Source organism: Herbaspirillum sp. RTI4 (assembly GCF_034313965.1).
Taxonomy (GTDB): Bacteria; Pseudomonadota; Gammaproteobacteria; order Burkholderiales; family Burkholderiaceae_D; genus Herbaspirillum.
The window spans coordinates 1,156,777-1,169,768 of record NZ_JAVIWQ010000002.1 but is presented as its reverse complement, the minus strand read 5'-3'; the positions used below and the strand labels follow the sequence as shown (position 1 = coordinate 1,169,768).

The 12,992-nt window shown below is 55.0% G+C and carries 9 protein-coding genes; 5 read left to right on the top strand and 4 right to left on the bottom strand.

Going from position 1 to position 12,992, the window contains the following annotated elements; all coding sequences use genetic code 11:
* Positions 1-215: 215 nt before the first annotated feature.
* The 3 genes from RGU70_RS05525 to mdeB form a co-directional block, all read right to left on the bottom strand.
* Positions 216-974 carry an SDR family oxidoreductase gene (locus tag RGU70_RS05525; protein WP_322210714.1) on the bottom strand — a complete coding sequence of 253 codons (759 nt, stop codon included), beginning with the start codon at positions 972-974 and terminating at the stop codon, positions 216-218.
* Between the two features lie 96 nt (positions 975-1,070).
* Positions 1,071-3,284, bottom strand: a complete 2,214-nt coding sequence (locus tag RGU70_RS05520; RefSeq protein ID WP_322208389.1) for a hypothetical protein — start codon at positions 3,282-3,284, stop codon at positions 1,071-1,073.
* 264 nt (positions 3,285-3,548) lie between these two features.
* The gene (mdeB, locus tag RGU70_RS05515) at positions 3,549-6,251 is read right to left on the bottom strand and encodes an alpha-ketoglutarate dehydrogenase (RefSeq protein ID WP_322208388.1); all 2,703 of its coding nucleotides are present in this window, start codon (positions 6,249-6,251) and stop codon (positions 3,549-3,551) included.
* 274 nt (positions 6,252-6,525) lie between these two features.
* Between mdeB and RGU70_RS05510 the strand changes: the two genes are divergently transcribed.
* The 4 genes from RGU70_RS05510 (at position 6,526) to RGU70_RS05495 (ending at position 10,230) form a co-directional block, all read left to right on the top strand.
* Positions 6,526-6,999, top strand: a complete 474-nt coding sequence (locus tag RGU70_RS05510; protein WP_322210713.1) for an Lrp/AsnC family transcriptional regulator — start codon at positions 6,526-6,528, stop codon at positions 6,997-6,999.
* 93 nt (positions 7,000-7,092) lie between these two features.
* Positions 7,093-8,529 (top strand): MFS transporter, encoded by a 1,437-nt coding sequence (locus RGU70_RS05505; protein ID WP_322208387.1) that lies wholly within the window; start codon positions 7,093-7,095, stop codon positions 8,527-8,529.
* Between the two features lie 153 nt (positions 8,530-8,682).
* Positions 8,683-8,985, top strand: a complete 303-nt coding sequence (locus tag RGU70_RS05500; protein WP_322210712.1) for a helix-turn-helix transcriptional regulator — start codon at positions 8,683-8,685, stop codon at positions 8,983-8,985.
* Between the two features lie 189 nt (positions 8,986-9,174).
* Complete coding sequence (locus RGU70_RS05495) at positions 9,175-10,230, top strand: alkene reductase (RefSeq protein WP_322208386.1); 1,056 nt, start codon at positions 9,175-9,177, stop codon at positions 10,228-10,230.
* Between the two features lie 234 nt (positions 10,231-10,464).
* Here the strand turns inward: RGU70_RS05495 and bla are convergent, their stop codons facing one another.
* Positions 10,465-11,379, bottom strand: a complete 915-nt coding sequence (bla, locus tag RGU70_RS05490) for a class A beta-lactamase (protein WP_322210711.1) — start codon at positions 11,377-11,379, stop codon at positions 10,465-10,467.
* 409 nt (positions 11,380-11,788) lie between these two features.
* Between bla and RGU70_RS05485 the strand changes: the two genes are divergently transcribed.
* A complete protein-coding gene (locus RGU70_RS05485) occupies positions 11,789-12,910 on the top strand; it encodes a sterol desaturase family protein (protein WP_322208385.1) in 1,122 nt (373 codons plus the stop codon).
* Positions 12,911-12,992: the final 82 nt, after the last annotated feature.

Below are 12,992 nucleotides of genomic sequence, written 5' to 3'. Positions count from 1 at the left end.
ATCCGATAGGGATTTTGTCCCCTTTGCGCACAGTTATATTGCCGCACGGACATTATCACTTTTTCCGACGCATCAGCTTGTCTTTTTACTTGGCCGAAAAGGAGCTTGTAAACGCAAAAAACCGGGGCACCAGAATTGTCGGGCGTCCCGGTTTCTTGAATCCAGCGCAGTTGATCAGCGCGGTCGATGCAGCGCAGGATCAGTGCCGCATCAGGTCAACCGCGCCCGATATACGGCATATTGGTGGCCATCACCGTCATGAATTGCACGTTCGCGTCCAGCGGCAAACTGTCCATGTACAGGATGGCGCGCGCCACATGCGAGACGGCCATGGTCGGCTCGATCTCGGTCGAACCATTGGCTTGCAAAATTCCTTTTTTCATCAGGATAGTCATATCGGTGGAGGCGTTGCCGATGTCGATCTGACCGCAGGCGATATCGTAGCGCCGCCCATCCAGCGAGGTCGATTTGGTCAGACCCGTGATCGCATGCTTGGTCGCGGTATACGCCACCGAGAACGGCCGCGGCGCATGCGCCGAAATCGATCCGTTATTGATGATGCGACCGCCGCGCGGCTGCTGCATTTTCATGACCCGGAACGCTTCCTGAGTACATAAAAAAGCGCCCGTCAGATTAATGTCGACTGCCGCTCTCCACTGCTCAATCGGCATATCTTCCAAAGAAACCGGCGGCGCAAAAACTCCCGCGTTATTGAACAGTAAATCGAGCCGCCCAAAATGGCGGACGGTTTGCGCAAACAAGAATTTGACGGAGGCCGGATCGCTGATGTCGCTGGAAACGACCAGTCCATTAACAGCGGTAGTACCCGCCAGCGCCAGCGTTTCTTCCAGCGCCGGCAAGCGCCGCCCGGCCAGTACCACACCATACCCATCGGCCAGCAGCGCCAGCGCGATTTCACGACCGATGCCGGAACCGGCTCCCGTCACCAGGGCAATTCTTTTTAATGCCGCCATCTTGTTCTCTCCCATTGTATTTTTCCTTGTGTCGCCGATCCGGAGCGGATCTTCACTGCCGGGACTGCCATCGATTGCAGTCCCGGACTGCGATTGTTAAACGCTCGTTGAAAACTTACCTATCTTCCCCGCCGATTTGGGCGGGTACAACTGTAGTGCCGGATTTTTTACATACGCATTTTTTTCTGGCACCACTTCATACCGGTGATAATTATTAAGCTCATATTTTTTAATGAACCCAGTGTATTTTATTTCTCGGGTCGCATTATCCGCCCCGGTGTAACACACCAGACTTCTTGCTGATTTCCCCTTCTGTTTGGGCGTAAAAAAAATCGCGTTTCTTGCCGGCTCCATATTCTCAATATGGATTTGCTCCCCATGCTGCGGCCCGCCGACTACTCTGCCGTCACCATCGGTCACCATCGAGATCTCCCGGTTTGCCATCGATAACACCGGCATGCAATAACACCCGCCCTTGCTGTTGGGTGCCGATAAGGAACGCACGATATACGTCGCCGTTCCCAGTAACAACTCAATATCCAGAATTTCGCCCTCATAATTGATATACCCCACGACCGGATTCTGGCGGGAGGGATAAGTGACCTGGTTATTAAGCAAAATGGCGGAACGATACATGCCCACAATACTGTCGTTACTCAATTCATAAAATTGATTGTCCGAGCTGAACTGCCCCGTGGAGTCTTGAGTAATCAACCTGATTGCATTACGGTTACCAGGATGGACTCCCTCACGCGAAATCATTTCTGTACGCTTCCCCTTGCCACTCTCACAAACGAAAGCGATGTGTCCCATCTGGACTTTTCCCAAGGTGACGCTTTTCCATACAGGATCCGCCTCTTCCTTCACGACGAATTGATTCAGTACGTCGATATTACTGGCGAAATAGTCAGCAATGATATTTCTGTAAAGCGAAATGCAAGAGTCCTCTGAGCCAGGGCCTCTCATGTCTGTCGGTAAGGCACGATGCAAGGCGCGGAAAAGACAATCGCCATCGGGGTTCACTTCGATTTTTCCGTTCCATGGCTGGCCCGCCTTGCCCGCCTCATAATGATTCGGGTCCAGCATCCGCCCCTCCACTGCCAGCGCCTTTCTCGTATTGACATCCGCCGCACGTCCATCACAGACCGTCACATGATTGAGATAAATATCCTCTGGAAGCGCCGCCTGCCGGGCGCTGGCGCCATGCTGCTCGTCATCAGCGGTATAGCGGTGCATGATCGTCCCATGTTCATCCTGCAAAACAATCGCATGCTCGCCGAGCAGCCCGGTTTGCGGCAGCACATGCGGCACCATATCGAGCATCTGATTATTCCAGACGCCACGCGAGCGCAGGCTGTCTATGCTCGACAAACGATGTACGTTCTCGGAAAGAATCGCGTTATTGGGCAGATGCAAGCTGCTATGTCTGGAACGCTGGGCGCATAGAGACTCACGCAGATTGGCGAATACTTTATTCCAGACGGTGGCGTCGCGGGACTGCATCTGCGCAATATCATGTTCGTACAACTGCATGACGGCACTGACAACGACCGCGCAAGGATGAGACAAACCGCGCTCCGAACAAATCATGGGAATTTCCCCGGGATGATCTTTGACGAATTGCGCAATGCTGCGTCCCGCGTGCCACAGCGCCTCCGCCGTCATATTCTCATCCCGATAAAACCCCGCTAATTCCTTATACGGAACCCGGTTGACCAGTCTTTCATGAGAAAACGCATACTCACTATGCTCCGATGGGCCGGCTCTGGAATACCGGATGAGGCTGGCATAGCCTGATGCCGGGCAGCGACTGTTCATCTCCGTCCCTACCCCATAAATGATGCCGATTTGGGAGTAACAGTTAACCAGTCGCTGATAGATATGGGGCGGCCCCTGTTCTTTTACGGTTGGCCGCGGCCCTATGATAAAAATGAATTCCCCCAAACTGACCACGCCATAGCGCGTCAGCTTCCCATCCACAGCGATCAAGGTATCTGTGTTGACACTTTCCCGATTCACCCAATCGGCAACATAGATATCCATTTCCCGCTTACCGAAGGGGGATAATAATTGCGCTCTGATTTTTCGTGTTTCAGCTTCCACATGAGGTGGAATATCCACAAAAAATCCCGTGGCTTGTCGAGGCGATAAAGAGCCCACCGGCGGCAGAGAAGTCGTATTGGCAACGCCTCTGAGCGACTGCGCCAGGGATGTTTCCTCTGACGGTGTGACGCGTGGGGAGGTCGACTGGCTGACAGAGCGGGTCATACCCACCGAGGGACTGATTGCAGGCAAGGGACGATTTGACATCTTATTTCTCCTTCAAAGATGGAAAAATAAAACTAGGACTGAGGGACCCTGAATAAAGTTACGAAGCTGGCTATTTCAAGGACAAAAAACACCGCTTATTCGACACGCATGTACTGAGTTTTTTGTTCACTGATAAATAAATGTGGAGAGAGAAAAGGAAGAAAGGAAGAAAGAAAGGAAGAAAGGAAGAAAGAAAGGAAGAAAGGAAGAAAGGAAGAAAGACGGCCCGCTCGGAAAGCGGGCCGGTGACCTGCATCTATTCACCTATACCGAAGTGGAAATCGGTTTGCCGGTGTCGAGCTGCAAACGAACTGCCGCATCCGCCAGTTTTTCCTGCCGCCGTTCGTCGGCTATCCATAGTTCATTCAAGGCGGCATAGGCAATCCAGCGGGCGTCGATCTCAAAGAAATCGCGCAGACTGGCCCGCGTATCGCTGCGTCCGAAACCATCGGTGCCGAGGGTCACGTAACTAGCCGGAACAAAGGCACGGATACTTTCCGGCAAGGTGCGCACATAGTCACTCACGCCAATTACCGGCGCTTTGCTTACCCCCAATTGTCGGGTCAGATACGACTGCTTACGCTCGCCCTTCATCCGGTTGTCACGTTCTACCGCAATGCCGTCGCGCGCCAGTTCGGTAAAACTGGTCACGCTCCAGGCTTCCGCCGCAACCTGAAAATGCTGCGCCAGCAATTGCACCGCTGCCAGCGCTTCTTTCAGAATCGGCCCCGACGCCAGCAGCCTGACCTGCGCCTGCGCTATCGGCTCCAGGCAATAGATGCCGCGCAATACGCCTTCGCTGACGCCGGCATACGCCCCCTGCGGCATACTCGGCTGCGCATCGTTTTCGTTGGTGACGGTGATGTAATAGAACACGTCGTGATTACATTCCAGCATACGGCGCATGCCTTCCTGCACGATCACTGCCAGTTCCCAGGCATAGGCCGGATCGTAGGAAATGCAATTCGGAATCGTTGCGGCAACCACCAGACTGGTCCCGTCCTGATGCTGCAACCCTTCGCCACCCAAGGTGGTACGGCCCGAGGTCGCGCCGATCAGAAACCCCCGCGCACGCTGGTCGGCCGCCGCCCAGATCAGATCGCCTATGCGCTGGAAACCAAACATCGAGTAATAAATGTAAAACGGCAGCATCGCCAAGCCATGTACCGAATAACTGGTCGCGGCGGCGGTCCAGGAAGAAATCGCCCCGGCTTCGGTAATCCCTTCTTCCAATATCTGCCCGTCCCGCGCTTCGCGGTAGGACAGGATGGAGCCAATATCTTCCGGCTCGTACAACTGCCCTTGAGAAGAATAAATACCGACCTGACGAAACAGATTGGCCATGCCGAAAGTGCGCGCCTCATCCGCCACAATCGGCACGACGCGCCGGCCAATCGCGGGATCTTTCAACAGATTGCCCATCATGCGCACCAGCGCCATGGTCGAGGACATGTCCTTGCCATCGCTGGCCAGTGCGAATTTGGCGTAAGACTCGATGGCCGGCGCTGCCTGCGTGCTACCAACCGCGACCCGACGCGGCATAACGCCGCCCAATGCTGCGCGTCGTGCATGGAAGTGCTTCATCTCGGCGCTATCGGCAGCCGGTTTGTAGAACGCCAGATTCTTGCAAGCCTCATCGTCAAACGGCAATTTGAAACGGTTACGGAAAGCGATCAATGCCTCCTCATCCAGTTTTTTCTGCTGATGCGTGGTCATCTTCCCTTCGCCCGCGCTGCCCATGCCATAGCCTTTTTTAGTTTGCGCCAGGATCACAGTCGGCTGGCCGCGATGCGCGGCGGCAGCAGCATAGGCGGCATGGATTTTTTTCATGTCATGCCCGCCGCGCCGCAAGCGGTTGATTTCATCGTCGGTCAGCGTATCGCCGATCGCCTTGAGAGCCGGGTTCTGTCCGAAAAACCGTTCGCGGTTGAAGGCCCCGTCGTTGGCAGCGAAAGTTTGCAATTGACCATCGACCGTACGATTGAGCGCATCGACCAGATCGCCATCCTTGTCACGCGCAAACAAGGCGTCCCAATCGGACCCCCACAAGAGCTTGATCACGTTCCAACCGGCACCGGCGAACAGGGTCTCCAACTCGTCGACGATGTGGCCGTTGCCGCGCACCGGGCCGTCCAGCCGCTGCAAATTGCAATTGACGACGAACACCAGATTGTCGAGTTTTTCGCGCGCCGCCAGACTGAGCGCGGCCAGCGATTCCGGCTCGTCCATTTCGCCGTCGCCAAACACGCCCCACACCTTGCGCGCTTGTTCCGGCACCAGATCGCGATGTTCCAGGTAGCGTAAAAATCGCGCCTGATAAATGGCGTTGATCGGGCCTATGCCCATCGATCCGGTAGGAAATTGCCAGAAATCCGGCATCAGCCAAGGATGCGGATACGACGACAAGCCGCGCGCGCCCTGCTTTCCGGCTTCGATTTCGCGGCGGTAGAAGGTCAGGTCGGTCTCGCTCAGATCGCCTTCGAGAAAGGCGCGGGCATAAATGCCCGGTGCCGAGTGCGGTTGGTAATACACCAGATCACCGAGGAAGCTCTCCGTCCGGGCGCGGAAAAAATGGTTGAAGCCGACTTCAAACAGGTCAGCTGCCGAGGCATAGCTGGCGATATGGCCGCCCAGCTCGCCGTAACTGCGATTGGCGCGCACGACCATGGCCAGCGCATTCCAGCGCATGATGCCGGCCAGATGCTCTTCCATCACTTGCGCATCGGAACCGCCCGGGTAAGGTGGTTCCTCGCCACTACGCACGGTATTGATGTAAGGCGTATTCCTGGCGTCGCGCCAGTTGATACCCCATTGCTGTGCCGCGCTACTCAGGCGCGAGAGCAAAAACCGGGCGCGCTCGGGGCCGACTTCTGCCACCACGGCGCGCAGTGAATCCAGCCATTCTTGTGTTTCAGATGCATCGGTATCGAATTCTTTTGCCAGGATTTCGGCGGACGGGTTTTGCACGATCAGTCTCCATCAATAGTTTTTAGGGCTTACACACAAGGCTCTCTGATCAACTGCGGTGAGCGACTGCGATGAGCAACTGCGGTGATCAACTGCGGTGATCAACTGCGGTGATCAACTGCGGTGAGGCGCTGTGCTGGACAGCCTTAATGTATATAGTTCCTTCCACCATACCGCCAAGTACGCAGCATGAGCGGCTGAAAATACTTGCTAATTACTTTATTTGCAGCATAAAGTGCTAAATATTTATAATTTACAGTGAATTTACGCCATGATAGAACTCGACACGATAGATTTGCGCATCCTCAACATCCTCCAGGCCGATTGCGATGTGAGCAATGTCGAGCTGGCCGCGAAAATCAATCTTTCTCCCTCACCCACACTGGCGCGGGTCAAGCGACTGGAACACAGCGGCATCATTGCGCGTCGGGTCGCGCTCATCGACCCGCATACCGTCGGTTTGAAGGTCAATGTCTTCGTCAAAATCAGTCTGGAAAACCAGCAGTCGGAACTGCTGACCCAGTTCGAGCAGGCCGTCAGCATGTTCGATGAAGTCATGGAGGTGTATCTCATGACCGGCGACGAGGATTATTTACTGCGTGTGGTGGTGCAGGATTTGCCGGCGCTGGAACACTTCATCCGGCATCACCTGACCAACATCCCGGGAATCAAGAATATCCGCTCCAGCTTCGCGCTCAAGCAAGTCAAATACAAGACCGCTTTACCGACCGGCAGTCGCACAAGCTGAAAACCGCAATTCCACGATAATGGAGCCCCGGCGCATTTTGTATCGCCCATTCCGTGTCGCCCATTGTTCCCTGCCTTTTGCTTCAGGATATGCATGACTTCTACTACTACCGACCATCAGGCTGGCGTCCGCTGGCTACCTTATCTGGTGGCTGCCACTTTTTTCATGGAATACCTGGATACCACCGTGATCGCCACGGCGCTGCCGCAAATGTCGCGCAGCTTCGGTGTCGGCCCCAATGCGCTGAGCATAGGCATGACGGCCTATATGCTGGCACTCGCCGTCTTTATCCCGGTCAGCGGCTGGATTGCCGACCGCTACGGCTCGCGCACTGTATTCGGCGGCGCAATCGTGGTGTTTACCGTAGCGTCCATCCTGTGCGGCTTCTCGCATAACCTCACTGAATTTACCGCTGCCCGGGTGCTGCAAGGGATAGGCGGCGCGATGATGGTGCCGGTGGGTAGGCTGATCGTGGTGCGCAATACAGAAAAAAGCCAGTTGATGCAGGCCATCTCGACCATTACCTGGCCCGCCATCGTCGCGCCCGTCGTCGGCCCACCGATTGGCGGCTTCATCGTGACCTATGCCTCGTGGCGCTGGATTTTTTTCCTCAATATTCCCTTCGGTATTGCTGCCTTGATCGCGGTCGGTATTCTGGTGCGCAATCAACGCGGTGAAGTCAGGAAACCATTGGATCTGGTCGGATTCTTTCTCAGCGGCGGCGCGCTGACCGGAATTCTGTACGGCACCGAGCTGGCCAGTCTGCCGGGTGCTGATCTGGGCCTGGCGCTGGCCTATGTCGCTGCTGGCATTGTGTTGGGCGCATGCGCCTATCACCACGCCAAACACCGCGCCCATCCGCTGATCGATTATTCGACGCTCAAAATACCGACTTATTCGGTCACCGTGCTGACCGGTTCAGTCGCCCGCATCGGTATCGGCGCGGTTCCTTATCTGATGCCGCTACTGTTTCAGATTGGCTTCGGTTTGTCGGCGTTTCATTCGGGTCTGCTGTTGCTGGCCAGCGCGCTCGGCAATCTCGGCATGAAGGCGCTGGTTTCGCCATTCTTGAAACGCTATGGCTTCAAGACGGCTTGTATCGCCGCCGCCAGTGTCGCCGGGATATTCACCCTTGCCTGCGGCTGGCTCTCACCCGCCACGCCCTTGCCGCTGATCGTGCTGGTGGTATTTGTTTATGGCGTGGCGCGGTCGATGCAATTTTCCACGCTGGCGACGCTGGCCTACGCGGATATTCCACCTTCCCTGATGAGCACCGCCAGCACGCTCTGGAGCGCGGCGGCGCAAATGACCATCGGCATGGGGATTGCCTTCGGTGCGCTTTCGCTCAATATCGCCGAACACTTGCGCGGCGATGCTGCCGGGGCCGGTGGCACGCATTACCTCCTCGCCGACTTCCGCTGGGCCTTTACCTTTGCGGCTATCGTCACCTTTCTTTCCCTGATCGGCTATCTGGGCATGTCGCGCGATGCGGGTATCCAGCTTGGCGGGGCAGGCAAGAGCCGCGCTTGATATTCGCCTGATTCAATCCGATGGGAATGCGCGCTATGCAAACCAGATGATCTGGCACGGCTCAACGCGTATTTTTTATATATCGTATAATTGCGAAATGTATTTCAATAAACATCGATATACAATTCGCCAGGAAACGAAATGAATGCCAGTATGACCATCGACTTCGACGCCATCCATAAAGCCCTGTCCAACCCGGTGCGGCGCGATATTTTGACGTGGCTGAAAAGTCCCGAGCAGTATTTCGCGCAACAGGATTACCCGCTGGAACTGGGTGTCTGCGCCGGCCTGATCGATCAGCGGATAGGTTTGTCGCAATCGACCGTTTCGGCGCATCTGGCCACGCTGATCAAGGCGCAGTTGCTGCAGGCGAAGCGAGTCGGTCAATGGAGTTTTTTTAGCCGTAACGAACCCGTGATCCAGGCTTTTTTGGAACATATTCATCAAGATTTATAGTCTGAATGCACCGCTGATTCAGTGCAGCGAGCGACACAAGATCAAGACCAGAAACCCCGTCCTGAAATTGCGCCGTGCAGTAAATTCATCAGAGGCGACTCAATACAGAGGCCCGGGCTTTGCAGACAGCCGATACCTGCCGCTCATACTTTGCGGCATTTTTTAATTTTTCTACGTCAGGACAACGCTATGACTACTCTCTTTTCTCCTATTAAAATCGGCGATCTTCAATTGGCCAACCGCATCGTGATGGCTCCACTCACCCGCTCACGTGCCGGCGCAGAACGCGTGCCCAATGCCTTGATGGCCGAATATTATGTGCAGCGCGCTTCTGCCGGTCTGATCATCACCGAAGCAACTTCCGTCACACCGCAAGGCGTTGGCTATGCGGAAACCCCAGGCATCTGGTCTGCTGAACAAGTCGAAGGCTGGAAACTGATTACCTCGGCAGTCCATGCCGCTGGCAGCAAAATCGTCTTGCAGCTGTGGCACGTCGGTCGCATTTCTGATCCGTCCTTCCTGAACGGCGAATTGCCAGTCGCGCCAAGTGCCATTGCCGCCAAGGGTCATGTCAGTCTGATTCGCCCTGAGCGCCCTTACGTCACGCCGCGCGCGTTGACGCTGGATGAAATCCCGGGTGTCGTTGCCGCTTATCGCAAAGGTGCTGAAAACGCGAAACTGGCCGGCTTCGACGGCGTGGAAATCCACGGCGCGAACGGTTACCTGCTCGACCAGTTTTTGCAAGATGGCACCAACCATCGCACCGACATTTACGGCGGCTCGCTGGAAAACCGCGCGCGCCTGATGCTGGAAATCACCGATGCCTGTATTGAGGTATGGGGCGCAGGACGCGTCGGCATGCATCTGGCCCCGGCCTGCGATACGCACGACATGAGCGACTCTGATCCGGCCGCCACTTTCGGCTACGTCGCTACTGAACTGGGCAAGCGCGGCATTGCCTTCATCTGCGCACGAGAAGGCCAATCACCAACCCGTCTCGGCCCTCAACTGAAGAAAGCCTTTGGTGGCGTGTATATCGCCAATCAGCAGCTGACCAAGGCAAGCGCGCAACAATTGCTGACCGACGGTGATGCCGATGCGGTTGCTTTCGGTCAATTGTTTATCGCCAATCCCGATTTGCCGCGTCGTCTGCAAACGGATGCTGCGCTGAATGCACCGGACACCAGCACTTTTTATGCGCCTGGCGTAGCTGGCTATACGGACTATCCGGCGCTGGCTGCTTAAGGTAACGTTTAAGCACGAGCTGCTTAGGTAACGTTTAAGCACGATCTGCTTACTGCCTGTTGAGCGCCGTGATGCGCTCGTCGGTAACGTCCTTCAACCGACGGGCGAACGTAGTAATAAATTGCATCAGTCGATCAACGCCGTCCCTGCCACGCAAGGACGGCGTTGTATTTTATGGGCGACGCATTTTGTCTGCTGGTGCGTGCTGGTGCATGCAAGTACGACTGAAAACACTCAACCGAAGGCCGCAACGACAATGCGCGTTGCCGCGGCAAGGACCTCATTGCGTGACGCAGCCTCTTTTTCATGCTGCGTAAAGTACAGCGCCAATACGATAGCGGCTTGGGCTGGTGGCCAGATCACGCCGACATCATTGGTGGTGCCGTAATCGCCGCTGCCTGTTTTGTCTCCGACCTTCCAGTCAGAAGGAACGCCCGACCGAATCCTCGCCGCACCCGTGGTATTGCCGCGTATCCAGCGTTGCAGCTGAGCCCGCTGAGCAGGTGCCAGAACCTCTCCCAGCACGAGCTGCCGGCAGCTGGTTGCCATCGCTGCCGGCGTTGACGTATCCCTGGGGTCGCCGGGTATAGCCGTGTTGAGTTCGGTCTCCCATCGATCAATACGAAATTCTTTATCACCGATAGATCGGGCGTACGCCGTGACCCCAGAAGGGCCACCCATCACTTTCATCAATAAATTGGCAGCCGTATTGTCGCTGTATTGGAGTGCGGCAGCGCAGAGCTCGGCGATAGTCATTCCCTTTGCAACGTGCTGCGAAGTGACCGGCGAATAGGTGACCAAATCACCCAGTGAGTACCGGATGCGATGTTGCAGCAATCCGTTTTCATGCCGACTTCGATCGAGGATAGCGGACGCCAGAATAAGTTTGAATGTGCTGCATAAGGGGAAGCGTTCATCGCTGCGGTAGCTCAATGGCATCCCGCCGCCGGCCCTTTGCGCATAAACGCCTAAACGCCCGCCCGATTCGGTTTCCAGAGCCCTAAGCAGCGTTTCCGCTGATGTGGCGGCTGTGGCTGATGTGCCAGCCAGGACATTGGTAACAGGCGCGGCTGCGATTGTCAGGATCAAGCAACGGCGCAGCGGAGATGCCAGTGTCGATGCGGGTGTTTTTTGTTGCAGACGGTGCATGAGGTTTTTTTCTAGCGAATCCATAAATCCTCCGTATTTCAGACGGGTTGTTAATTCAGTGTGGAATGGGGGGAAATTCAGTTTTCCAGCCAATGTGGCATAAATGAAACTTCTTTTTCCCGTGAATCGACGTTTTGGCGTCACTACTTATTTCATTTCAGACTACCTGTTTTAGCAGTGCCTTGCTATCGGACTGTTATGCCATTGGAGTGCAAACAACGGCTACCCCATCAAACTTTCCTCAAGGCAAATTGCGCGGCAAAGCTTTCATCAAATTCATTAAAAAAACACTGATATATTTAATTATTTTAAAATTCCACTTTCCGGCTTCTCGTGATCTTTCACCCGTTGCTACGCCACTCTCTTTACGCAACTCAGCGGAGCAATCATGTTCGCCACTTAGATATTCATGGAAAAAATCATTGTTTATGTGATCCCGGTATTTTTTGTCCTGATCGGCATGGAATTGGCCTACGGCTATTTCAGCAGGAAGAATACTTATCGCCTGAACGACGCTATCAGCAGTCTGAATCAAGGTTTGATCAGCCAATTGGTGACGCTCGTCACTCAGTTTTTTCAGATCGGGCTGTATGCACTGGTTTATCGTTTCGTCAGCATTTTCCCGCACGCTACGTTCTGGGGCACTACAGCGGGCTGGATTTTGGCCGTTCTACTGTTTGATTTCTGCGATTACTGGCTGCACCGTATGGGCCACGTCAATGCCTTGATGTGGGCAGCACATGCCGTGCATCATCAAAGTCAGGATTTCAATTTTTCCACTGCGTTGCGTCAGGAAAGTACGGTCGTTTTCATTGGCTGGATTTTTTATCTGCCCATGGCGCTGCTTGGCGTACCGCCGGAGCAGTTTGCTATCGCTGGTCTGATCGTGCTGGTTTATCAGTTTTGGATACACACTGAGCATGTCGGTAAACTGGGCTGGTTCGATAAGGTATTTTCTTCGCCATCCAATCATCGGGTTCACCATGCCGTAAACGATCACTATCTGGATAAGAACTATGGTGGCATGTTAATTATCTGGGATCGGATGTTCGGTACGTTCATGGAAGAGAAAGAGCCTTGCGTCTATGGGACGCGCACACCGCTACAAAGCTGGGACCCGGTCTGGGCAGTGGTTAGCGGCTATTGGCAACTGGCTCAATCGGCGTCTCGGCTACCGCGCTGGCAAGACAAGCTGCTGATCTGGTTTAAAGCGCCTGGCTGGTCTCCCGCCAGCTTGCCTTATGAGGGATCGACATTTGACCTTGATGCCGCCCGCCGCCAGTTTGATTCTGATCTGTCGCGCTCAGCCATCGCGCTAACGGTTTTGCAATTCTCGTTTCTGCTGACTGCTACCGCCGCTTTATTGTGGGTGGCAGATGATCTGCCCTATCTGCATCTGCTGACTACGTGTGCTGCCTTGCTCGCTGGCTTTTGGGCGCTGGGTGCCTTCATGCAAGGACGCCTTAGCGTTAGCGTCGTGTTCGCTATTGATCTGGTTGCCGGGGTTGTGGCGGCATACACGCTCAGATAAGTAGCTGATCTATTTATCGCCGCCAAGCACCACCGTGATCCATTTTGGCCGCACCTGTTGCACCGCCGTGTCCCCGTGTCCT

Bases quoted from the DNA above. Each gene is read 5' to 3' on its own strand.
- RGU70_RS05525 (WP_322210714.1), bottom strand. From the start codon at position 974: ATGGCGGCATTAAAAAGAATTGCCCTGGTGACGGGAGCCGGTTCCGGC.
- RGU70_RS05520 (WP_322208389.1), bottom strand. From the start codon at position 3,284: ATGTCAAATCGTCCCTTGCCTGCAATCAGTCCCTCGGTGGGTATGACC.
- RGU70_RS05505 (WP_322208387.1), top strand. From the start codon at position 7,093: ATGACTTCTACTACTACCGACCATCAGGCTGGCGTCCGCTGGCTACCT.
- RGU70_RS05500 (WP_322210712.1), top strand. From the start codon at position 8,683: ATGACCATCGACTTCGACGCCATCCATAAAGCCCTGTCCAACCCGGTG.
- RGU70_RS05495 (WP_322208386.1), top strand. From the start codon at position 9,175: ATGACTACTCTCTTTTCTCCTATTAAAATCGGCGATCTTCAATTGGCC.
- bla (WP_322210711.1), bottom strand. From the start codon at position 11,379: ATGCACCGTCTGCAACAAAAAACACCCGCATCGACACTGGCATCTCCG.
- RGU70_RS05485 (WP_322208385.1), top strand. From the start codon at position 11,789: ATGGAAAAAATCATTGTTTATGTGATCCCGGTATTTTTTGTCCTGATC.